Genomic DNA, 20711 nt, shown 5'->3' on the forward strand with positions numbered 1-20711 from the left:
AGGCGGATTGCTGGAATTTTATCGGGACTGGCCACGGCCCGGGCCTTTTGCATGACGCCGGTTCAAGCCTCTGCTTTTTCCATCCGGCGCTTTTATGTCTCCGCCTGCCGCACTTATCCTATTCCTTTGTCCCCGCTGATGGTTTATCCTTCATGAACGAAGCGACGGAGATCGCTCGACCAAGGAAGGATGTAAGCGATGTCGCGGATCGACATTTTTGGTGATCGCCTCTGTGTTGTGACGAGCCTGCTGATCGTGGGCTGGTTCCTTTATAATGTGGCGTTCTGACGGGCGTCCCACCTCGTTCCGGACGGCTCGCTTCCACCCGCAGGACGGATTCTGCGTCCCCCATATCGTGAAACCTGTGGTCTCGCCGTCTTAAGCAAAGCTTTCTTCCATCTCTCTACAAATTGAGTAGATATATTGCCGAGCGCAACGCTCCGCGGCTTTTGAAGGATGTCAGCTTGCTCCGCGTCACCAACGGCTAAAGCGCACGGTACTGAAGCGACGACGCAAGGTTTCGTGTTCCTCCTCGACAGGAGAAGACGATGACCCAGAATGCCACTCGTGCCCGCCGGCAACGCCGTTTCGGCTCCAGCCCGCAAATCCACATCCCCCACTCCTCCTGGACGCGTCCCGAACGCGCGTCCGAAACCGCGACGCCGGTCAAACCCGACGAGTTCTGGAGCCGCCTGGGGCTTTAAACCCAGGCGCTCGCGAAAAGGGGGGTGGGCCGCCGGGACCGTGGTTTAGGGGCCCCCGCCGCCTTTCGCCATGAGCCGCCTTCTCAATTCCCGCCGTCCAGCAGCCGCCGTGCGATCACCTGCGCCTGGATTTCCCCGGCGCCCTCGAAGATGTTCAGGATGCGCGCATCCGCGAGCAGGCGGCTCACCTGATATTCGGTCGCAAAGCCGTTGCCGCCATGGATCTGCAACGCATTGTCCGCCGCCGCCCAGGCGACGCGGGCGCCGATCAGCTTGGCCATGCCGGCCTCCAGGTCGCAGCGCTTCCCCTCATCCTTGCGGCGCGCGGCGAAATAGGTGAGCTGGCGCGCGCCCATGATCTCCGCCGCCATCATCGCCAGCTTGTTGGCGACACGGGGGAAGTCGAAGATCGGGCGGCCGAACTGCTTGCGGTCGAGCGCATAGGAAAGGCCGATGTCGAGCGCGGCCTGCGCCACGCCGATGGCGCGGGCGGCCGTCTGGATTCGCGCGGATTCGAATGTCGCCATGAGCTGCTTGAAGCCCTGCCCCTCAATGCCCCCCAGCAGGTTCTGGGCGGGCACGCGGAAATCGTCGAAGCCGATCTCATATTCCTTCATGCCGCGATAGCCGATCACCTCGATCTCGCCGCCGCTCATGCCCGGCGTGGGGAAGGGATCGGCCACCGTGCCGCGCTGCTTGGGCGCGATCAGCATGGAAAGGCCGCTGTAATTCTTCGTGCCGGGATCGGTGCGGACCAGCAGCGTCATCACGTCCGCGCGGGCGGCGTGGGTGATCCAGGTCTTGTTGCCGTTCACCCGATATTCGCCATCGGCCAGCGCCGCGCGAGTGCGCAGCGAACCCAGGTCCGAGCCGGTGTCGGGCTCCGTGAAGACGGCGGTCGGTAGGATCGATGCATTGGCGATCTGCGGCAGCCAATGGGCCTTCTGCCCGTCGGTGCCGCCGGTCAGGATCAGTTCCGCCGCGATTTCGGATCGGGTGGCGAGCGACCCCACGCCGATCCATCCGCGCGACAGTTCCTCCGACACGACGCACATGGCGGTCTTGCCCATGCCCAGCCCGCCGAACGCTTCCGGAATGGTCATGCCGAACACGCCCATTGCGCCCAGTTCCTCGACCAGGGGCAGGGGGATCAACTCGTCCTTCAGATGCCAGTCATGGGCGAAGGGCGCGACCTTCTCGTTCGAAAAGGCGAAGAACTGCTCGCGCACCATGTCGAACATTTCGTCCAGCCCGCAATTTTCCAGCGTGGCATGACCCCGCCGGGCAATGAGGTGGCGGGCGATGGCCGATTTCACCGCCTGCCCGCCGCCCTCACGGACAAGGGTGCGGAAAGCAGGCGCGTCGAGCGTCGACAGGTCGTCGGTCAGGTCGGTGGCGCGGATCACCTCGCCCTGGTTCATGGAAATGCCGCCCAGCATCTGCGCGCCATATTCCGCGAAGAGGAGTTGGGCGAGCAGCGCCTCGACCTCCCCGAACGCGCCCTGCGCGTCGAGATGGGCGGCCCAGTTGGCGACCTCCCGCATCATCTCCGCATAGGAGGCGAACCAGCCGAAGCCGTGGACGACATGCTGCTCCACATCGGCCAGCACGCGGTCGACCTGTCCCTTGTCGTTGGCGATGCGCGCCTTCACCTGCGGTTGGACGGCGGCGACGAAGGCCTGTGCGGCATCCGCCGCGCCCGAAAGCAGCGCGGGGAGGTCGGGAAGGACCAGCACCGTCTTTTCCAGTTCCACCGCCGCGCTCATCCTTCGCCGGCCTGCTTCTTGTTGGCCGTCGCCATCGCCTTGGCGTCCAGCCCGCCGACGAGATTGCCGGTCATCAGCTGGTTATGCGCATGGGCCAGGTGGTGCATGTGGAACACGCCGTCCATCGCCTGCCGCTTGCCGCGCAGGTCTTCCACGAAGTTGAACGCCTGCTTGGTAAGCGCCATTCCGAAGCGGTCATGCTGGGCGATTTCGGCGGCGATCTTCGCGACTTCCTCACGCAGCGTCTCGCGCGGGAAAATCTCGTTCACCATGCCGAACTGATAGGCGCGCTGGGCCGGCATGCGGCGGCCGAGCAGCAGCAGTTCGCGGGCGACGCGCGGCGGCAGTTCGAAGGCATGGGCGAAATATTCGACCCCCGGCTGGGCCATGCGCTGCACCGGGTCTTGGAAGAAGGCGTCCTCCGACGCGACGATCAGGTCGCAGACCCACGCCAGCATCAGCCCGCCCGCGATGCAGGCGCCCTGCACCATGGCGATCATCGGCTTGGGAATTTCCTGCCAGCGGCGGCAGAGGCCGAGATAGCCGTCCTGCTCCAGCACATATTGCCGCTCCGCGCCGCCCTTGTTGAGGTGATCCCACCAAAGGGTCGCGCGGAACCGGGGCATGTTGCTGTCCTTCTCCGGCGTGCCGATGTCGTGGCCGGCGGAAAAATGCTTGCCTTCGCCGCCCAGCACGATGACCTTCACTTCGTCATCCTCGACCGCGCGCTTGAACGCATTGTCGAGCTGCCCAAGCAGCCGGTAATTCTGCGCATTGCTATATTGCGGGCGGTTCAGCATCACCCATGCGACGCCGTCCTCGACCCTGTAGGTCACATATTCAGGCTGCACTTCCTCGGACATGGTCGCTCTCCTCAGCGCGGCGGCATGCGCAGGCCGCCGTCCAGCCGCACATATTCGCCGTTCCAATAGTCATTCTCGATCATCGCCAACGCCATGGCGGCAAATTCTTCCGGCTTGCCGAAGCGCTTGGGGAAGGGGACCGTGGCCGACAGCGCGTCGCGCACCTTGTCGCTCGCCCGCGCCATCAGCGGCGTGTCGAAAATGCCGGGCAGGATCGCGTTGACGCGGATGCCCTCGCCCATCAGGTCGCGGGCCATCGGCAGGGTGAGGCTGACGATGCCGCCCTTCGACGCGCTATAGGCCGCCTGGCCGATCTGGCCGTCCACCGCCGCCGCGCTGGATGTGTTGATGATCACGCCCCGCGCATTGTCCTCCAGCGGCTCCAGCGTCAGCATCCCCGCCGCCGACTTGGCGCAGCAGCGGAAGGTGCCGATCAGGTTGATCTGGACGATCCGTTCGAATTGGTCGGTGGGGAAGGCCTTGATCGCGCCGGTTTCGCGGTCGCGCGAGGCGGTCTTGACGACATTGCCGGTGCCCGCGCAATTGACGATGATCCGTTCCTGCCCATGGGCGGCGCGGGCCTGTTCGAATCCCGCATCGACCGATGCTTCGTCGGTGACGTCGACCTTGCAGAAGGTGCCGCCGATTTCGGCCGCGACCCTGTTCCCCGTCTCCTCGTTGAAGTCGAACAGGGCGACCTTCACCCCCCTGGCGGTGAGCGCGCGGGCGGTCGCTTCGCCCAGCCCGGATGCGCCGCCCGTCACGATGGCGGCAACGCTGTTGTCGAGTTTCATGCTTCTGTTCCCTCCTGGGCAGGGCGCTGGGCGATCGCACCTTCGGCGGCCAGCGAATCGAGCGCCGCATCGTCGAGGCCGAGCCACTGGCCCAATATCTCGCGGCTATGTTCGCCCACGCGGGGCGGGCAATATCGGTAGTCGGCGGGCGTGGCGGACAGCTTGCCCGGATAGGCGACGGTCGGAATCTCCACCCCATCCTCTTCCCGGCGGAAGCGGTGGACGGTCTGCCGCGCCGCAATGAAAGGGTCTTCGAACACGTCCCTGATCGTATTGACCGGCCCGGCGGGCACGCCCGCCGCGACGAAGCGCGCCATCAGCGCGTCGCGGGGGAAGGGGCGGACGATCTCCTGCACCTTCGCCTCGATTTCCTCGCGGTTGATCAGCCGCTGGGCGCTGGTGGCGAAGCGCGGATCGGTGCCGAGTTCCGAATGGCCCATTTCCGTGCAGAAGGCGCGGAACTGCCGGTCGTTGCCGATGGCGATGATCATCACCCCGTCCGCCACCTCGAACGTCTTGTAGGGCACGACGGTCGGATGGCGGTTGCCCAGACGCCCGGGCACCACATTGCCGACGAGCCAGTTCATGCCCTGATTGGCGAGCATCGCGATCTGGGTGTCGAGCAGCGACACGTCGATCTGCTGCCCTTCGCCGGTTCGTTCGGCATGGCGCAACGCCATCAGGATGGAGACGGTGGCGAACATGCCGGTCGACAGGTCCGCCATGGCGACGCCGGCGCGCAGCGGGCCGCCATCCTCTTCCCCCGTGATGCTCATGAAGCCGCCCATGCCCTGCGCCACGAAGTCGTAGCCGCCACGATCGGCATAGGGGCCGGTCTGACCGAAGCCGGTGATGGAGCAATAGACGAGGCGAGGGTTCACGCCACGAAGGCTCTCATAATCGAGGCCGTATTTCTTCAGGCCGCCGACCTTGAAATTCTCGACCACTATGTCGGCCTGCGCGGCGAGCTTGCGGATGAGGTCCGCGCCCTGCGGCGTCGCAAGGTTGATCGCGGCGGAACGCTTGTTGCGGTTGCAGGACAGATAATAGGCGCTGGTGCCGATCTCCGGCTCGCCATCCGCGCCGGTCAGATAGGGCGGCCCCCAGGCGCGGGTGTCGTCGCCATGGCCGGGCAGCTCGATCTTGATCACATCCGCGCCGAAATCGGCCAGGATCTGCGTCGACCAGGGGCCGGCGAGGACCCGCGAAAGGTCCAGCACCTTCACCCCTTCGAGAGCGCGGGCGTTCATGCCTGCGCTCCCGTCATCATCCTGTCGTCGGAAAATCGCATCCGCTCCTGTCCCTGAAGTTCTGCTGCATCGCTTGACTCAACAGATAGCGGGACAGGGCGGCTAGCGCAATGATTTTTGCACTATAGGATAGTTTTCAGATCATTTCTTGCCCGCCGTGGCGAGATAGGCGATCAGATTGGCGCGATCCGCGGGGTTGGGCAGGCCCGCGAAGATCATCTTGCTGCCCGGCACCTTCGCCGTCGGCTTGGCCAGGAAGGCGTCGAGCGACTTTGCGTCCCAACGGATCTTGGCGTTCTTCATCGCCGCCGAATAGGCGAAACCCGGAACCGTGCCGGACGTCCGGCCCACCACGCCGGCCAGCGAAGGGCCCAGCCGGTTGACCCCCGGATCGACCGTGTGGCACGCCATGCAGCGGGCGAAAACCGCCTTGCCCTTGGCGGCGTCGCCCGCCTGGGCGAGTGCGGGGCTCGCAATCAGCGTGGCAGCGGCAAGCGCGACGAATTTCGAAATCATCAGTTATCCTCTTCCCTTCATGACCGGCTGGAATCTATACCAGTGTGCACAAATAACAAATAGCAGCCTGAGTCTGAACAGGAATTGAAGATCGGGCCGGAAGAAGGACATGCGATGGAGGGTGGTGGAGAGGCCATGCGGCGCTTCGGGCCGCTGGGAATGGTCCTGGCCCTGCTGGTGAACCTGATGTTCGCGCTCAACGTGATCGCGATGAAGGTGGTGGTGGACGCCACCGCGCCGCTGCTGTCGGTGGCGCTGCGCATGGGGGTGGTGTTCCTGCTGTGCGCGCCCGCGATCCGGTCGCTGCCCGGGCGGACGGGCTGGCTGGCGCTCTACGGGTTCCTGAACGGCGGCCTGTTCCTGCTGCTGCTGAACATCGCGCTGTTCATGGCCACCAATGTCGGCGCCCTGGCCATTGCGGGGCAGCTCAGCGTGCCTTTCTCCCTGCTGCTGGGCGCGCTGCTGCTGGGGGAGAAGCTCAACGCGCGCAAGGTCGCGGGGGTCATGCTGGCCTTTGCCGGAGTCGCGGCGCTGGTTTTCGATCCGCACATCCTGACCGAAGTGCCTGCCGTGCTGGTGATGGCGAGCGCGGCGATGACCTGGGGCGGCGCCACGCTGGTGCAGCGCAGACTGGCGGGCGTCAGCGTGATGAACGGCCAGGCCTGGAATGGCCTGATGGGCGCCCTGACCCTCGCTCCCTTCGCGCTGATGTTCGAACGGCCGGCCATCGCCGGCCTGGCGCACGTCGGATGGGTGCCGGCGGCCTGGTTCGCCTTCAGCTGCCTTGGGTCGACGATCATCGGGCAGGGAACGCTGGCCTGGCTGCTCCAGCGCTATCCGATCTCGACGATCATGCCGTTGATGCTGGCGGCGCCGGTGATGTCGACGGTGTTCGCCTCGCTTTATTTCGGAACCCCCATCACCGCCGTGATGATCGGCGGCGGGACGCTGGCGCTGGCCGGCGTGACGATCATCGCCCTGTCGCCGGACCGCAAGGCGAGGGGCTGAGCTTCACGTCGCGGATCGGGTTGGAAAGCGATGTTTCCACGGACCTTACAACCCACCGGAAAGTCTCTCACCCATTCGAGGCATATGCCGGCAACAACAAAAAGCCGCCCGGTGAGGGGCGGCTTTCCTGTTTCGTCCGGAAAGGAAAACTCAGGCTTCTTCGGCCGGAGCTTCTTCGGCTTCCACGGCGATTTCGCCGGGTTCCGCATTCGGATCGTAGTCTTCGGTGAAGCCGCTTTCGTCCTTTTCGAACAGATCGGCCATCACATCGACGCCCTGCGACTGAAGTTCGGCTTCTTCCGGCGAGCGGGCGACGTTCACCGTGACGGTGACGGCCACTTCCGGGTGCAGCGCGACCTTGACGTCGAAAACGCCGAGCGTCTTGATCGGGCGCTCCAGAACCACCATCGCCTTGGTGACGTTGGTGACGCCATCGGCGTGCAGCGCTTCGACGACGTCACGGACGGCGACCGAACCATAGAGGTGGCCGGCGTTCGACGACTGGCGGATCAGGACGATCTGCTTGCCGTTCACGCCTTCGGCAGCCTTTTCGGCGTCCGAGCGGCGAGCGGCGTTGTCGGCCTCGATCTTCGCGCGGTTCGCTTCGAAGACCTTCTTGTTGGCGGCGTTCGAACGCAGCGCCTTCTTGTTGGGCAGCAGGTAGTTACGCGCGTAACCGTCCTTCACGGTGACGACGTCGCCGATGGCGCCCAGCTTCTCGATGCGTTCAAGGAGAATGATTTCCATGGGTCTTTCTCCCTTACTTCACGATATAGGGCAGCAGGCCCAGATGACGGGCGCGCTTGATGGCCTGGGCCAGCTCGCGCTGCTTCTTGGCGGACACCGCGGTGATGCGGCTGGGGACGATCTTGCCGCGTTCGGACACGAAGCCCTGCAGCAGACGGACGTCCTTGTAATCGATCTTCGGCGCATCCTTGGCGGCGAAGGGGCAGCTCTTGCGGCGGCGGAAAAACGGGCGTGCCATGGTTCAGATCTCCTTATTCGCCGGCGGCTTCTTCGCGCTCGCGGCGCGGGCCGCGATCGCCCCCACGATCATTGCGGTCGCCACGATCGCCGCGCGGACCGCGCTCGGCGCGTTCCTGCTTGCGCATCATGACCGACGGGCCGGTCTCCAGCTCATCGACCTTGATGGTCATGTAGCGGATGATGTCTTCGTTGATCTGGGTCTGGCGCTCCAGTTCCGCGACGACGCCGGCCGGGGCGTCGATGTTCAGCATCACATAATGCGCCTTGCGGTTCTTGGCGATCTTGTAGGCCAGCGAGCGCAGGCCCCAGGTCTCGACCTTGGTCACCTTGCCCTGCATATCCTCGACGATCTTGGTGGCGGTTTCCGCCAGAGCGTCCACCTGCGCCTGTGCCAGATCCTGGCGCGCAAGGAACACATGCTCGTAAAGAGCCATGGGTATTGCCTCATCTGTTGGCCGATCGCTGACGCCCACCCCATGTGGAACGCCCCTCCGGCTGTCGTCTCAAGCATTGATTCGCGCGACCGCGAGTCACCCCGGGTCGTGCGAAGCGGCGCCTATGACGGAAATGCGCGGGAAAGGCAAGGGCGGATCGGCGCAGCAGGGGCACGCAATTTTACCGTTCGGGATGAGCTTGTCGAAGCCCTTTTCTTCTTTAATCTCGGTTGCAAGGATTGACGGGCGGGGCTTCGGCAGGTTCAGCCCGAACGGAGGGGGGTATCTTATGGCGGTCGGAATAGCGGCCCTGTCGCTGATATTGCTGATGGTCGCGGCCTATCGGGGGATGAGCGTCATCGTGATGGCGCCGCTGCTGGCGATGCTGGCCGTGTTCCTGACCGATCCCGCCGCCGTGCCAGCGGTCTTTTCCGGCGTTTTCATGGAAAGGGTGGGAAGCTTCCTGAAGCTTTATTTCCCGGTGTTCCTGCTCGGCGCGCTGTTCGGCAAGCTGATAGAGGTTTCCGGCTTCTCGCGCGCGATCGTGACCGCCGTGATCGGGCTGGTGGGGGCAGGCCAGGCGATCCCCGCGATCATGCTGGTGTCGGCGCTGCTGACCTATGGCGGCGTTTCGGTGTTCGTGGCGGTGTTCGCCGTCTATCCCTTCGCCGCGGAGATGTTCCGGCAGGGCGACATTCCCAAGCGGCTGATACCCGCGACCATCGGTCTTGGCGCCATCACCTTCACCATGGATGCGATGCCGGGAACGCCGCAGATCCAGAACATCATCCCGACCAGCTTCTTCGGCACGACCGCCTGGGCGGCCCCGGTGCTGGGGCTGGCAGGATCGGTCTGCATCATGGGGCTGGGCCTCACCTATCTGGGCTGGCGCAGGCGCGCGATGCAGGCGGCGGGGGAGGGCTATGGCGCGCCGGAGAACCTGGTGAACGAGCCGGAAGCCGCGGACCGGGGCGATCGGACCGTGCATCCGCTGATCGCCCTGCTGCCGCTGCTGGTGGTGGGATTGGGCAATCTGGCGCTGACCATGCTGATCCCGCGCCTTGTGGCGGGGGAGGAAGTGGCCGTGTCGCTGGCCGGCCTGACCGATCCCGTCGTGGTGAAGGTGGCTCAGGTCGCCGCGCTCTGGGCGGTGGAGGGCGCCTTGCTGCTGGGCATAGGGACGATCCTGCTCTTCGCCTTCCCGCAAGTGGCGCGGCGCTTTGCCGATGGGTCGAAGGCGGCCGTGGGCGGCGCGCTGCTGGCGGGGATGAATACGGCGGTCGAATATGGCTTCGGCGCGGTGATCGCCGCGCTGCCGGGTTTCCTGGCGGTGAAGGAAGCGCTGAAGGCCGTGCCCGATCCACTGATCAATGAGGCGATTACCGTGACGTCGCTTGCCGGGATCACCGGCTCGGCTTCGGGTGGGCTGTCGATCGCCCTTGCCGCCATGGCGGAACAGTTCGCGGCGACGGGCGATGCGGCGGGCATCCCGCGCGAGGTGCTGCACCGGGTGGCCTCCATGGCGAGCGGGGGGATGGACAGCCTGCCGCACAATGGCGCGATCATCACCTTGCTGGCGGTGACGGGCCTGACGCACCGGCAGGCCTATAGGGATATTTTCGCCCTGACGCTGATCAAGACCTTCACCGTCTTCGTGGTGATCGCGGTCTATTATCTGACGGGGCTGGTATAGGACGCCCCGGAGCGCGGCTCCGGGGCGTCTCGGCCTTAGCGGATCGCGCCGGTGACGACCGATGCGATGATGCCGCTGGCGATGGCGACCAACAGCGCGTCATTGCCCGAACGAACCCAATGATAGCCGCGCGGCGGGGTGCGCAGGCGATAGCCGCGATAATTGTCGATCACGCGATAGTTGCTCGCATGGCGGCGATCGAAACGCTGGCCCTTGGCCCAGCGGCGATGATTGTCCTTGCGGATCACCGTGGTCTTGGTGACGGTGCGGCCATGGGGGCCATGCTTCACCACCTGATGCACTTCCCGCTGCGGCGCGGCCTGGGCCTGGCTGACGACCATGGGGCTTGCGATCATGGTGGTGGCGGTCAGCGCCGCGAGAAACTTCCTGAACATGGACTTGCTCCTTCTTCTTCGATCTTGCCGCCGGCTGTCCGGCGTTGAAGCAGAAGTAGGACGCATTTGTCGCAGGCTTGTGCCATCGGTCAGCAAAGAATGTCGGAAATTGTAACAGATGCGGAATTAGTCTGAATATCGGTTCATAATTCCTGTTTTTCCAGTGATTTGCATGAATGTCCGTTCAGCTTTTCGAAGAAGGCGTATTTCCATTTTCCGCCTGAGCCATGGCATGGAAGGCTTCGGGGCTTCGTTCCGGAGCGCGCTGCGTCAGGTGGATCGGACGCAGGCCGCACGCTCCAGGTTTCTGTCGCCACATCTGCTTTATCGCCAGCCGGCGCCCCCTTTCGCGCACAATAGTCGATAGAAGGCGCGGATGAGGTCAGTCGGAAAGCGGCGTTGCCGTCACGACCATGCGCTGGAGCAGGATCGGACGGTCCTTGCCCTCCAGCACGGGTGCGGGCTGGGGACCGGGGACGCCGCCCCAAGGGCCGACGCCCAGGCCGAACAGCAGGGCGCAGGCCGACAGGCCCAGAATGGCGGTCTTGATCATGATCTCCCTTTCGCAATGCCCCGCGGGCGTCATGGGGGAGCGATAGGCGGCGCTTGTCGCAGGACTGTGCCGGCAGCCGGAGAAATTGTGAGAAAATGTAACGGGCAGGGGGAATTGAATGTTTCCCGCGAAGGCGGGAGCCCGGTCCAAGACCCGGAACCGGCGCCCTGCCTGCGCCATGAACAAGCCATGGCCTATTCGTGGCGCAGGGCGTCTATCGGGTTGAGCGCGGCGGCGCGGCGGGCCGGAAAATAGCCGAAGACGACACCGATCGCGGCCGAGAAGAGGAAGGCGATCAGATTCACCTTCACATCGAAGATGAAGGGCACCTGCATCAGCGGAGCGATCGCGACCGAGGCGATCAGCGCCAGGAACAGGCCGATCAGCCCGCCCAGGCAGGACAGCACGATGGCTTCGACCAGAAACTGCATCAGCACTTCGCGGGCGACCGCGCCGATGGCGAGGCGGATGCCGATCTCGCGGGTGCGCTCCGTCACCGACACCAGCATGATGTTCATGATGCCGATGCCCCCTACCAGCAGGGAAATCGCCGCCACCGCCGCCACGATCTGCGTCAATATGGTGGTGGTGCCGGTCAGCGTGTCGCTGATCTGCTTGGTGTCGAAGACGTTGAAATTATCTTCCGCGCCCGGCTTCACCTTGCGGCGTTCGCGCATCAGCTCCTCCAGGCTGGTCTGGACCGTGCTGGTGTCATAGGCGTCGTCCACCGCGACCATGATCTGGCTGATGTCGCGGTCGCCGGTGAAGCGGCGCTGGACGAACTTGATCGGCATGACCACCACATCGTCCTGATCCCCGAAGCCGCCCTGGCCCCGCGTCGCGAGCGCGCCGATCACCTGGCAGGATACGCCCTTGATGCGTATGCGCTTGCCGATGGGGTCATTGCTCTGGAACAGGTTGGTGCGCACCGTATTGCCGATGATGCAGACGGGTTTTCCCGCTTCCTCCTCCTCCGGCATGAAAAGGCGGCCGGTGTCGGCCTTCCAGCTTTGCACCTCGAAATAGGCGGCGGTGGTGCCATAGACGGTGGTGGACCAGTTGCTGCCTTCATAGATGGCGGTGCCGCTCGACTGCACCATCGGCGCGACCGCGCGGACGCCGGTAAGCTGGTTCTCGATGGCGGTCAGGTCGGCGGGCTTGAAGTCGGGCGGGCGCGGTCCGCCACCGCCCCGGCCGAACCCCTGGCCGGGACGAAGTTGCAGCACATTGGCGCCCAGCGAGCTGATCTGTTCGCGCACGGCGGCGGTCGCGCCATTGCCCAGCGTGACCATGGTGACGACCGCCGCCACGCCGATGATGATGCCCAGCGTGGTGAGGAAGCTGCGCAGCTTGTGCCGGTTGATCGCGCGAAAGGCGAGGATGACGGTGGTGCCCAGCATCTTCAGCGCGCGCCTTCGTTCATTTCCGTCATCCCCGCGGAGGAGGGAATGACGGGGTAAAATATCGCCATCACGCCGTCACTCCCTGCTCGACCCGCTCCGCCAACCCATCCTTGAAATGCACGATGGTCCGCGCGAAGGCCGCCATGTCCGGCTCATGCGTCACCATCAGCACGGTGATGCCGCCATTGCGGTTGAGGTCGGTCAGCAGTTCCATGATCTCCACCGATCTTTCGGAATCGAGGTTGCCGGTCGGCTCGTCCGCCAGCAGCACGTCGGGCTGGGTCACGATGGCGCGGGCGATGGCGACGCGCTGCTGCTGCCCGCCGGACAGTTCGGCGGGCGTATGATCCCACCAGTCCTTCAGGCCCACCTTGTCGAGCGCCGCCATGCCCGCCTCATATCGGGTCTTCTTGTCCTCGCCGCGATAGAGCAGGGGCAGTTCGACATTCTCCAGCGCCGTGGTGCGGGACAGCAGGTTGAACCCCTGGAACACGAAGCCCAGATAGCGGCGGCGCAGCAGGGCGCGCTGGTCGCGGTCGAGCGTTTCGACATGACGGCCCTTGAACAGGAACTCCCCGCCGGAGGGCACGTCGAGGCAGCCCAATATGTTCATCGTCGTCGACTTGCCGGAGCCCGAAGGCCCCATGACCGCCACGAAATCGCCTTGCGCAATGTCGAGGTCGATGCCCTTCAGCGCCTGAAAGGCTGTCGGGCCGGAGCCATAGACCTTGGTGACGCCGCGAAGGGAGATGATCGGATCGGCGGCCATGCGCGTCAGGTTCCGCTCTGCCGGCCGGTGCCGCGCGGCTCGCCGCCCTGGCCCTTCGGCGCCGATGGCGCGACCGGCGCGGTTTCGGCCTTCCCGTCGCCCGAATTGCCGAGCTTGCCGACAGTGGCCGGGCTGCCGTCGGTGGACCGGCCGCCTTCCGTCCGGCGGTTGCGGTCGCGCGGCCCGCCGCCCTGCGAACCGCCATCGGCCTGATCCTCCGCCGGCGCCTGCTGGCCCGCCGCAAGCTGCCCGGTGATGACGCGCATGCCCGGTTTCAGGTCGCCGCCCGTGATGACCGTGCGCGCGCCGTCGCTGGCGCCGACGGTCACCTGCACGGCCTTGGGATTGCCGTCCTCGCCCACGACATAGACGGTCTGGCTGCTGCCGATGCCGAAACTGACCTGGCGGCTCGCGCCGCCGCGCCGGAACCTGCGGGGGCCGGGGACGATCTGGCTGGTGATGCCGCCGCCCTGGTTGCCCGCGCTGGGCTTGAAGCGAAGCGCGCTGTTGGGGACCAGCAGCACGTCATGCAGTTCCTGCGTCACGATGTCGGCGGTCGCGGTCATGCCGGGGCGCAATATCTCGTCCTTGTTGTCCACCGACAGCACCGCCGTATAGGCGACGACGGTGCCCGTCGTGCTGCTGGCCGCGCTGCCGCCCGACGAGGAGGAGGAGCTGCTGCTGCTGGCGCTGTTGGAGCCCACATTGACCCGCGTCACCCGCGCCGGAAAGGTGCGGCCGGGGAAGGCGTCGACGGAGAAATTGGCGCTCTGGCCCTCCTTCACCTGTCCCACATCCGCCTCGTCGACGGAAACCTCGACCTCCATCTGGGTCAGGTCTTCCGCAATGGTGAAGAGCACCGGCGCGTTGAGCGAGGCGGCGACGGTCTGGCCCGGCTCTATGTCGCGGGACAGGACGACGCCGGTCACGGGCGAGACGATCTGGGCGATGGAAAGATTGGTCTGCGCCGTGGAAAGCTGCGCCTGGGAAACGCGAACCTGCGCCTGTGCGGAGCGGAGGTTGGCGAGGGCGGAACTATAGTCGGCCCGGGCGGCGTCCAGTTCCGTCCTGGCGGGAACGCGCCCGCCGGAAAGCTTGAACACGTTGAGCTGGCGGTCGAGCGTCGCCCTGGCCAGCGCCGCCTGCGCTTCCGCCTGCGCCACGCTGGCCTGCGAGGAGGAAAGCTGCGCGCGGTTCTGGTTGATCGTATCCACCAGCCGCCGGGTGTCGAGTTCGGCCAGCTTCTGCCCCCTGGTCACGCGGTCGTTCACATCGACATAGACCGCCGTGATCTTGCCCGACTGTTCGGAACCGACATCGACCTGATTGATGGGCTTCAGATTGCCGGTGGCGGACACGGAGACGGTAAGGTCGCCCTTGCGCACTTCCCGCGTCGCATAAGTGGGCTTGTCGTCGCCCGAAAAGCAGCGCGCAAGCAGCAGGATGAGGATCAGCAGGGCGACGCCCACCGCGCCCCGGACCACCCATTTGCGCCACGGTTTTTCCGGCCGCGCGCCAAGAAAGTCGTTGATGTCCTGATCGCTGGTCACATCATTGCTCGTCTTTTTGCTCATGAGGGGGGACGGCCTTCCATATTCTGCCAGCCGCCGCCCAGCGCATTGTAAAGCTGGGCCAAGCCAAGGACCTCGTCGGATTGCGCGCCGGCAAGGCTGTTGCGCGCGTTCAAAAGCGAATTCTCGCTCTGGGAAAGCGTCTGGAAATCGATCAGGCCCGCCTGATACTGGCTGCGCGCCAGTATCGCGGCATTGTTCGACGCTTCATAGGCGGTCGCGAACTCCGTCTTGCGGGCGCGGGCGCTCGACAGCGACGCCATGGCATTCTCCACATCCTCCAGCGCGGACAGCACCGCCTGCTTGTAGGCGGCGAAGGCGGCGTCGGTGGCCGCCCGTTGCGAACGGACCTGCGAGGCGAGGCGTCCGCCGTCGAAGATGACCTGCGCCACATTGGCGAATAAGCCGCCGGTGACCAGGCTGAACAGGTCTTTGAAACTGTTGGACGTGGTGCCGATATTGCCGCTGATGCCAAGGGAAGGATAAAGCTGCGCCTGCGCCACGCCGATGCGCGCCGTCGCGGCGGCCAGCGCCCGTTCGGCCGAGCGCACGTCCGGCCGCTGGCGCAGCGTGTCGGCGGGAATGCCGGTGGCGATCTGCGCGGGCGCGGCGGGAATCGGCGCCGGCGTTTCAAGGCTCCGGGTCGCTTCGCCGGGCGCCTGCCCCGTCAGCACGGCGATACGGTTGAGGCTGCCCCGAAGGCTCGCCTCAAGCTGCGGGACGGTGGCGTTGGTCTGCGCCAGTTGCGCCCGCGCCTGCTCCGCGTCGATCGAGGAGACGAGGCCTGCCTGAAGCCGCCAGTTGGCGATGTTGTAATTGTCCTGCTGGATCGCCTGCGTCTCCCGCGCGACGCGCAACTGCTCCTGCGCCAGACGCGCCTGCACATAGTTGGTGACGAGTTCGGAGACGATCGTCGCCCGCACATTGGCCAGGTCATAGCCGGATGCGGCAAGATCGGCCCGCGCGGCCTCCGCCGAACGGGACAGTTCACCGAACAGGTCGACCTGCCAGCTTGCATTGGCGCCGACGGAATAGCTGCTCGACCAGTTGGAGCCGCCGCCGCCGATCGGATTGCCGCTGGGGTCCAGCCGGCCGCCCGCATCCCGGCTGCTGTAGTTGCGCCCGCCGCTGGCCGATCCGTTCACCTGCGGCAGGAAGGCGGCCCTTGCCTGCCGCAGCGACTCCCGCGCCTGGCGCAGACGCGCCTGCGCCTGAACGATGTCCAGATTATGGGCGATCGCCCGGTCGATCAGGCCGCTCAGCGCCGGATCGTCGAGCCGCGTCCACCAGGTGCCAAGCTCCGCTTCGTCGAGCGGAGCGCCGCCGCCCTGGCTATAGGCCGCCGGCACGCCGAGCGCTGCGGGGGCAGGGGCGCGATAATCGGGACCGGCTGCGCAGCCCGACAGGACCAGCGCGGTTCCCGTGATCCATCCAAAGCGATATCGCACCTTTTCCTTATACTCCGTCATCGTTAAAGGCGGTCCTCCAACGAGAACTGCCGAAATGGGCCGGGCGCCTCAACGGCATTTGTGTCTCAAAGTGTAACGACTTTGAAAAATTGCGCTTTTGCAGGGGCGCGCATGTCAGAAGGTGGATGATGAGGGCATTTCTTTTTCCAGGGCAGGGCAGCCAGTCGGTCGGCATGGGCAAGGCGCTGGCCGATGCGAGCCCGGCCGCGAGGGAGCTGTTTCAGGAGGTCGATGACGCCCTGTCGCAGCATTTGTTCCGCATCATGGTGGAGGGGCCGGAAAGCGACCTGACGCTGACGGAAAACGCCCAGCCCGCGATCATGGCCAATGCGCTGGCGACCCTGCGCGTGATGCAGAAGGAAGGCGGCTTTTCGCTGGCGGAGAAGGGCGATTATGTCGCCGGTCACTCGCTGGGCGAATATAGCGCGCTGTGCGCGGCGGAGGCATTCGACATCGGCACGACGGCGAAGCTGCTGAAGCTGCGCGGCCAGGCGATGCAGGCGGCGGTGCCGGTGGGCGAGGGCGCGATGGCTGCCCTGCTCGGGGCCGACATCGAAAAGGCGCAGGCATTGGCGGAGGCGGCTGCCGAGGGTGAGGTCTGCACCGTCGCCAATGACAATGATCCGACGCAGGTGGTGATTTCCGGCCATCGCGGCGCGATCGAGCGCGCCGTCGCGCTGGTGAAGGACCATGGCATCAAGCGCGGCGTCCTGCTGCCGGTTTCCGCGCCCTTCCACTGCCCGCTGATGCAGCCCGCGGCGGAGGCGATGGAGGATGCCCTGGGCAAGGCGGCGATCAACACGCCGCTGCTGCCGGTCTATGCCAATGTGCTGGCAAGCGCGATCGCCGATCCGGACGAGATCAGGCTGCGGCTGGTCGAGCAGGTGACGGGCCGCGTGCGCTGGCGCGAATCCGTCGCCGCCATGTGGGATGCGGGCGTCACCGAATTCGTCGAACTGGGCGGCAAGGTGCTGGGTCCGATGGTGAAGCGCATCGCTCCCGACGCCACCGTGCGCAGCGTCGTGACGATGGACGATATCGAGGCCGCGCTGGGCGCGCTGTGAGCGGCGGCATGAGCAGCGCTCCCGTCCTGACCAGCCGTGACGGAGCCGTCCTGACGGTCACGCTCGACATGCCGGACCGGCGCAACCCGATCTCCGATCCGGCGATGGTCGACGCCCTATGCGCGGTGTTCGAGCAGGCGGATCGCGACCTGTCGGTGCGGGTGGCGATCCTGACCGGGGCGGGCAGCGCCTTTTCATCGGGGGGCGACCTCAATGCGATGCGCCCCGATGCGGGCGGCCTGCGCGCGGGACTGCCGGCGCAGACGCGGCGCAACTACCGGGCGGGAATCCAGCGGCTGCCGCTGCTGTTCCAGGCGCTCGAACTGCCGGTGATCGCGGCGGTCAACGGCCCGGCCATCGGCGCGGGCTGCGACCTGACGCTGATGTGCGATGTCAGGATCGCGGCGCAATCCGCAAAATTCGCGGAATCCTTCGTCAAGCTGGGCATCGTTTCCGGCGATGGCGGCGCGTGGCTGCTGCCGCGCATCGTCGGCTTCTCCAAGGCGACCGAACTGGCGCTGACCGGTGAGACCATCGACGCGGAAGAGGCGCTGCGGATCGGGCTGGTGAGCGAGGTGGTGCCGGACGCCGACCTGCTGGCGGCGGCGCGCAGGGTGGCGGACAGGATCGCCGCCAATCCGCCCCATGCCACGCGGATGACCAAGCGGCTGCTGCGCGCGGCGCAGACGGCGGAATTGAACCAGATCATGGAAATGGCGGGCGCGATGCAGGCGCTGGCCCATGCGACGGGGGATCATGACGAGGCGATCGACGCCTTTTTCGAGCGCCGGACGCCGAACTTCAAGGGAGATTAGAATGTTCGATCTGACAGGCATGACCGCGCTGGTGACGGGCGCTTCGGGGGGCATCGGCTCCGCCATTGCGAAGGCCCTCGCCGCGCAGGGCGCCACGCTCGCCCTTTCGGGCAGCAATGAGGAGAAGCTGAAGGCCTTCGCCGCGGAACTGGGCGGTGATCACAAGACGCTCGTCTGCAACCTCGGCGACCCGGCGGCGGTCGACGCGCTGGTGGGCCAAGCGGTGGAAGCGCTGGGCGGCAAGCTCGACATCCTCGTCAACAATGCCGGCATCACCCGCGACAACCTGATCCTGCGCATGAAGGACGAGGAATGGTCGGACGTGATCGCCGTCAATCTGGAGGCCGCCTTCCGCCTGGCCCGCGCAGCCGCCAAGCCGATGATGAAGGCGCGTTTCGGCCGCATCGTGTCCATCACCTCGGTCGTGGGCGTCACCGGCAATCCGGGACAGGCCAATTATGCCGCGTCCAAGGCCGGCATCATCGGCATGTCCAAGTCGCTGGGACAGGAACTGGCGAGCCGGGGCATCACCGTGAACTGCGTCGCGCCGGGCTTCATCCGTTCGGCCATGACCGACGCGCTGAACGATGCGCAGAAAGGCGCGATCCTCGCCAGGATTCCGGCGGGCGATCTGGGCGCGGGGGAGGACATCGGCGCGGCCGTGGTCTATCTCGCCAGCAAGGAAGCGGGTTACGTCACCGGCCAGACGCTGCACGTCAATGGCGGCATGGCGATGATCTGAGGGGGAAGGATCGGTCGGTCCCAAAGTCCCACGCTGCGGCTTTATTCCATCGCGCCCGAAAATTTTGGGCATTTGCAAAAGGGCAACCTTGTGCCATCGGGGCTGAGGAGTCGAATGCAGGTGGGGCGATGCCATCCGATTGTTTCTTGCCTCTTGCCTCTCGTTGGGCTTGCCTCTAGGGCATGCCTTAACAAATATTCAGAACCATCAACGATACCCAGTAAGAAGGACCACTCATGAGTGAGACCGCGGATCGCGTAAAGAAAATCGTCGTCGAGCATCTGGGCGTCGAAGCCGAAAAGGTGACCGAGGATGCGAGCTTCATCGACGATCTGGGCGCTGACAGCCTGGACATCGTTGAGCTCGTGATGGCGTTCGAGGAAGAATTCGGCGTCGAAATCCCCGACGATGCGGCCGAGAAGATCGCCACCGTCAAGGATGCCATCGATTATATCGACAGCAAGCAGTAAGAGCGTTCGGCGGCCTGCCCGGCATCGGGTGGCCGCTGCGTTTACAAAAGGGAATGGCTCCTCCTGTCCGGCAAAACCGGGTCTTGGGGAGCCTTTTCGTATCTGGTCCCGTTCACAATCGCCTTTCCAATGGCTAGATGGGCGGCGTTGAGCCAAAGACTATTTTTCGGAGCAAGCATATGCGTCGTGTTGTCGTCACCGGCCTTGGCATGGTCAGCCCGCTTGGCGGGGATGTGGAAACGACCTGGAAGAACATCATCGCGTCGAAGTCCGGCGCGGCGACGATCACGCGCTTCGACGCCAGCGAATATAAGTGCCGCATCGCCTGCGAAGTGAAGCCGGCGGATCATGAATATGGCTATGATGCCGGGCTGGACGTGGATCACAAGATCCAGCGGCAGGTCGACCCGTTCATCGTCTACGGCATTTCCGCCGCCAGCCAGGCGCTGCGCGACGCGGGCCTGGACAATATGAGCGAGGAGGAGCGGCTGCGCGCCGGTTGTTCCATCGGTTCGGGCATTGGCGGCCTGCCGGGTATCGAAAGCGAATCGCTGGTGCTGGCGAACCGGGGGCCGGGCCGGGTCAGCCCGCACTTCGTCCACGGCCGCCTCATCAACCTGATCTCGGGCCAGGTGTCGATCAAATATGGCCTGATGGGCCCCAATCATGCCGTCGTCACGGCCTGCTCGACCGGTGCGCATTCGATCGGCGACGCTGCCCGCATGATCGCGCTGGACGATGCCGACGTGATGCTGGCGGGCGGCGCGGAAAGCGCGATCTGCCCGATCGGCATCGCCGGTTTCGCCCAGGCCCGCGCGCTTTCCACCGCCTTCAACGACACGCCGGAAAAGGCTTCGCGGCCCTATGACGTCAACCGCGACGGCTTCGTCATGGGCGAAGGCGCGGGCGTGGTCGTGCTGGAGGAATATGAGCGGGCCAAGGCGCGCGGCGCGAAAATCTACGCCGAAGTCGTCGGCTATGGCCTGTCGGGCGACGCCTATCACGTCACCGCCCCCCATCCGGAGGGCAATGGTGCCTATCGTTCCATGGAAATGGCGCTCAGGAAATCCGGCCTCGGCCTTGGCGATATCGACTATGTGAACGCGCACGGCACGTCGACGCCTTTGGGCGACGAGCTGGAACTGGGCGCGGTGAAGCGGCTGTTCGGGGAACATCTGGGCACCATGTCGATGAGCTCGACCAAGTCGGCCATCGGCCATCTGCTGGGCGGCGCGGGCGCGGTGGAGAGCATCTTCTGCATCCTGGCGCTACGCGACCAGATCGTGCCGCCGACGCTGAACCTCGACGAGCCGAGCGAAAGCTGCAAGGGCGTCGACCTCGTCCCGCATGTTGCCAAGGAACGCAAGGTGCGCGCGGTGCTGAACAATTCGTTCGGCTTCGGCGGCACCAACGCCTCGCTCATCATGAAGGCGGTCTGAGACATC

At 65.4% G+C, this 20711-nt stretch carries 22 protein-coding genes; 8 read left to right on the forward strand and 14 right to left on the reverse strand.

The genetic code is table 11. From position 1 onward, the window contains the following. The first annotated feature begins 548 nt into the window (after positions 1–548). Positions 549–704 carry a hypothetical protein gene (locus EGM87_RS02285; protein WP_167706572.1) on the forward strand — a complete coding sequence of 52 codons (156 nt, stop codon included), beginning with the start codon at positions 549–551 and terminating at the stop codon, positions 702–704. An 83-nt stretch (positions 705–787) separates the two neighbouring features. Here the strand turns inward: EGM87_RS02285 and EGM87_RS02290 are convergent, their stop codons facing one another. The 5 genes from EGM87_RS02290 to EGM87_RS02310 form a co-directional block, all read right to left on the reverse strand. After that, complete coding sequence (locus EGM87_RS02290) at positions 788–2470, reverse strand: acyl-CoA dehydrogenase family protein (protein WP_044661896.1); 1683 nt, start codon at positions 2468–2470, stop codon at positions 788–790. Further along, complete coding sequence (locus EGM87_RS02295; protein ID WP_137709176.1) at positions 2467–3333, reverse strand: enoyl-CoA hydratase; 867 nt, start codon at positions 3331–3333, stop codon at positions 2467–2469. The genes EGM87_RS02290 and EGM87_RS02295 overlap by 4 nt, the downstream gene beginning before the upstream one ends. 11 nt (positions 3334–3344) lie before the next feature. Further along, the gene (locus tag EGM87_RS02300; RefSeq protein ID WP_137709175.1) at positions 3345–4127 is read right to left on the reverse strand and encodes an SDR family NAD(P)-dependent oxidoreductase; all 783 of its coding nucleotides are present in this window, start codon (positions 4125–4127) and stop codon (positions 3345–3347) included. After that, a complete protein-coding gene (locus EGM87_RS02305) occupies positions 4124–5377 on the reverse strand; it encodes a CaiB/BaiF CoA transferase family protein (RefSeq protein WP_137709174.1) in 1254 nt (417 codons plus the stop codon). The genes EGM87_RS02300 and EGM87_RS02305 overlap by 4 nt, the downstream gene beginning before the upstream one ends. Before the next feature lie 141 nt (positions 5378–5518). Continuing rightward, positions 5519–5893, reverse strand: coding sequence for a c-type cytochrome (locus EGM87_RS02310; protein WP_025549382.1), 375 nt, complete (start codon positions 5891–5893; stop codon positions 5519–5521). 135 nt (positions 5894–6028) lie between these two features. On the opposite strand from EGM87_RS02310, the gene EGM87_RS02315 reads away from it, so the two are divergent. After that, positions 6029–6901, forward strand: coding sequence for a DMT family transporter (locus EGM87_RS02315; protein ID WP_025549381.1), 873 nt, complete (start codon positions 6029–6031; stop codon positions 6899–6901). 150 nt (positions 6902–7051) lie between these two features. On the opposite strand, the gene rplI is transcribed toward EGM87_RS02315, so the two are convergent. From rplI to rpsF, 3 genes are read right to left on the reverse strand one after another with little or no spacing between them, the layout of a single operon-like run. Continuing rightward, positions 7052–7648 (reverse strand): 50S ribosomal protein L9, encoded by a 597-nt coding sequence (gene rplI / locus EGM87_RS02320; RefSeq protein ID WP_025549380.1) that lies wholly within the window; start codon positions 7646–7648, stop codon positions 7052–7054. Positions 7649–7661: 13 nt separating this feature from the next. Next, positions 7662–7886: a 30S ribosomal protein S18 gene (gene rpsR / locus EGM87_RS02325; protein WP_004212076.1), complete on the reverse strand. Its 225-nt coding sequence runs from the start codon at positions 7884–7886 to the stop codon at positions 7662–7664. Between the two features lie 13 nt (positions 7887–7899). Beyond that, on the reverse strand, positions 7900–8322 hold the full coding sequence (gene rpsF, locus EGM87_RS02330) for a 30S ribosomal protein S6 (protein WP_025549379.1): 423 nt from the start codon (positions 8320–8322) through the stop codon (positions 7900–7902). 289 nt (positions 8323–8611) lie between these two features. Here rpsF and EGM87_RS02335 point away from each other — a divergent pair, with 289 nt between their 5' ends. Beyond that, the gene (locus EGM87_RS02335; protein WP_137709173.1) at positions 8612–10015 is read left to right on the forward strand and encodes a GntP family permease; all 1404 of its coding nucleotides are present in this window, start codon (positions 8612–8614) and stop codon (positions 10013–10015) included. 35 nt (positions 10016–10050) lie between these two features. Here the strand turns inward: EGM87_RS02335 and EGM87_RS02340 are convergent, their stop codons facing one another. The 6 genes from EGM87_RS02340 to EGM87_RS02365 all read right to left on the reverse strand — a co-directional run bounded on the left by EGM87_RS02340 (position 10051) and on the right by EGM87_RS02365 (position 16175). After that, positions 10051–10410, reverse strand: coding sequence for an RcnB family protein (locus EGM87_RS02340; RefSeq protein ID WP_025549377.1), 360 nt, complete (start codon positions 10408–10410; stop codon positions 10051–10053). Between the two features lie 382 nt (positions 10411–10792). Then, entirely contained in the window at positions 10793–10963 is a 171-nt protein-coding gene (locus EGM87_RS02345; protein ID WP_171009972.1) for a hypothetical protein, read from the reverse strand. Between the two features lie 194 nt (positions 10964–11157). Next, positions 11158–12363 (reverse strand): ABC transporter permease, encoded by a 1206-nt coding sequence (locus EGM87_RS02350; RefSeq protein WP_025549376.1) that lies wholly within the window; start codon positions 12361–12363, stop codon positions 11158–11160. 70 nt (positions 12364–12433) lie between these two features. Beyond that, a complete protein-coding gene (locus tag EGM87_RS02355) occupies positions 12434–13135 on the reverse strand; it encodes an ABC transporter ATP-binding protein (protein WP_137709171.1) in 702 nt (233 codons plus the stop codon). Positions 13136–13140: 5 nt separating this feature from the next. Continuing rightward, a complete protein-coding gene (locus tag EGM87_RS02360) occupies positions 13141–14709 on the reverse strand; it encodes an efflux RND transporter periplasmic adaptor subunit (protein WP_137709170.1) in 1569 nt (522 codons plus the stop codon). Further along, complete coding sequence (locus tag EGM87_RS02365) at positions 14706–16175, reverse strand: efflux transporter outer membrane subunit (protein ID WP_137709169.1); 1470 nt, start codon at positions 16173–16175, stop codon at positions 14706–14708. The genes EGM87_RS02360 and EGM87_RS02365 overlap by 4 nt, the downstream gene beginning before the upstream one ends. Positions 16176–16303: 128 nt before the next feature. Between EGM87_RS02365 and fabD the strand changes: the two genes are divergently transcribed. From fabD to fabF, 5 genes are all read left to right on the forward strand, one after another. Further along, positions 16304–17239 (forward strand): ACP S-malonyltransferase, encoded by a 936-nt coding sequence (gene fabD, locus EGM87_RS02370; protein ID WP_025549372.1) that lies wholly within the window; start codon positions 16304–16306, stop codon positions 17237–17239. A gap of 8 nt (positions 17240–17247) precedes the next feature. Continuing rightward, on the forward strand, positions 17248–18054 hold the full coding sequence (locus tag EGM87_RS02375; protein ID WP_137709168.1) for a crotonase/enoyl-CoA hydratase family protein: 807 nt from the start codon (positions 17248–17250) through the stop codon (positions 18052–18054). A gap of 1 nt (position 18055) precedes the next feature. Next, positions 18056–18796 carry a 3-oxoacyl-[acyl-carrier-protein] reductase gene (fabG, locus tag EGM87_RS02380; protein WP_025549370.1) on the forward strand — a complete coding sequence of 247 codons (741 nt, stop codon included), beginning with the start codon at positions 18056–18058 and terminating at the stop codon, positions 18794–18796. 236 nt (positions 18797–19032) lie between these two features. Further along, the gene (locus EGM87_RS02385) at positions 19033–19266 is read left to right on the forward strand and encodes an acyl carrier protein (RefSeq protein ID WP_007689016.1); all 234 of its coding nucleotides are present in this window, start codon (positions 19033–19035) and stop codon (positions 19264–19266) included. 179 nt (positions 19267–19445) lie between these two features. Then, on the forward strand, positions 19446–20705 hold the full coding sequence (fabF, locus tag EGM87_RS02390; protein WP_099185884.1) for a beta-ketoacyl-ACP synthase II: 1260 nt from the start codon (positions 19446–19448) through the stop codon (positions 20703–20705). The last annotated feature ends 6 nt before the right edge of the window (positions 20706–20711 follow it).

It is taken from the genome of Sphingobium sp. RSMS, assembly GCF_005406185.4.
Classification (GTDB): domain Bacteria; phylum Pseudomonadota; class Alphaproteobacteria; order Sphingomonadales; family Sphingomonadaceae; genus Sphingobium; species Sphingobium fuliginis.

What these genes read in the sequence shown, in the direction of transcription:
- EGM87_RS02285 (WP_167706572.1), top strand. Translation starts at nt 549, where the DNA reads ATGACCCAGAATGCCACTCGTGCCCGCCGGCAACGCCGTTTCGGCTCC.
- EGM87_RS02290 (WP_044661896.1), bottom strand. Translation starts at nt 2,470, where the DNA reads ATGAGCGCGGCGGTGGAACTGGAAAAGACGGTGCTGGTCCTTCCCGAC.
- EGM87_RS02295 (WP_137709176.1), bottom strand. Translation starts at nt 3,333, where the DNA reads ATGTCCGAGGAAGTGCAGCCTGAATATGTGACCTACAGGGTCGAGGAC.
- EGM87_RS02300 (WP_137709175.1), bottom strand. Translation starts at nt 4,127, where the DNA reads ATGAAACTCGACAACAGCGTTGCCGCCATCGTGACGGGCGGCGCATCC.
- EGM87_RS02305 (WP_137709174.1), bottom strand. Translation starts at nt 5,377, where the DNA reads ATGAACGCCCGCGCTCTCGAAGGGGTGAAGGTGCTGGACCTTTCGCGG.
- EGM87_RS02310 (WP_025549382.1), bottom strand. Translation starts at nt 5,893, where the DNA reads ATGATTTCGAAATTCGTCGCGCTTGCCGCTGCCACGCTGATTGCGAGC.
- EGM87_RS02315 (WP_025549381.1), top strand. Translation starts at nt 6,029, where the DNA reads ATGCGGCGCTTCGGGCCGCTGGGAATGGTCCTGGCCCTGCTGGTGAAC.
- rplI (WP_025549380.1), bottom strand. Translation starts at nt 7,648, where the DNA reads ATGGAAATCATTCTCCTTGAACGCATCGAGAAGCTGGGCGCCATCGGC.
- rpsR (WP_004212076.1), bottom strand. Translation starts at nt 7,886, where the DNA reads ATGGCACGCCCGTTTTTCCGCCGCCGCAAGAGCTGCCCCTTCGCCGCC.
- rpsF (WP_025549379.1), bottom strand. Translation starts at nt 8,322, where the DNA reads ATGGCTCTTTACGAGCATGTGTTCCTTGCGCGCCAGGATCTGGCACAG.
- EGM87_RS02335 (WP_137709173.1), top strand. Translation starts at nt 8,612, where the DNA reads ATGGCGGTCGGAATAGCGGCCCTGTCGCTGATATTGCTGATGGTCGCG.
- EGM87_RS02340 (WP_025549377.1), bottom strand. Translation starts at nt 10,410, where the DNA reads ATGTTCAGGAAGTTTCTCGCGGCGCTGACCGCCACCACCATGATCGCA.
- EGM87_RS02345 (WP_171009972.1), bottom strand. Translation starts at nt 10,963, where the DNA reads ATGATCAAGACCGCCATTCTGGGCCTGTCGGCCTGCGCCCTGCTGTTC.
- EGM87_RS02350 (WP_025549376.1), bottom strand. Translation starts at nt 12,363, where the DNA reads ATGCTGGGCACCACCGTCATCCTCGCCTTTCGCGCGATCAACCGGCAC.
- EGM87_RS02355 (WP_137709171.1), bottom strand. Translation starts at nt 13,135, where the DNA reads ATGGCCGCCGATCCGATCATCTCCCTTCGCGGCGTCACCAAGGTCTAT.
- EGM87_RS02360 (WP_137709170.1), bottom strand. Translation starts at nt 14,709, where the DNA reads ATGAGCAAAAAGACGAGCAATGATGTGACCAGCGATCAGGACATCAAC.
- EGM87_RS02365 (WP_137709169.1), bottom strand. Translation starts at nt 16,175, where the DNA reads ATGACGGAGTATAAGGAAAAGGTGCGATATCGCTTTGGATGGATCACG.
- fabD (WP_025549372.1), top strand. Translation starts at nt 16,304, where the DNA reads ATGAGGGCATTTCTTTTTCCAGGGCAGGGCAGCCAGTCGGTCGGCATG.
- EGM87_RS02375 (WP_137709168.1), top strand. Translation starts at nt 17,248, where the DNA reads ATGAGCAGCGCTCCCGTCCTGACCAGCCGTGACGGAGCCGTCCTGACG.
- fabG (WP_025549370.1), top strand. Translation starts at nt 18,056, where the DNA reads ATGTTCGATCTGACAGGCATGACCGCGCTGGTGACGGGCGCTTCGGGG.
- EGM87_RS02385 (WP_007689016.1), top strand. Translation starts at nt 19,033, where the DNA reads ATGAGTGAGACCGCGGATCGCGTAAAGAAAATCGTCGTCGAGCATCTG.
- fabF (WP_099185884.1), top strand. Translation starts at nt 19,446, where the DNA reads ATGCGTCGTGTTGTCGTCACCGGCCTTGGCATGGTCAGCCCGCTTGGC.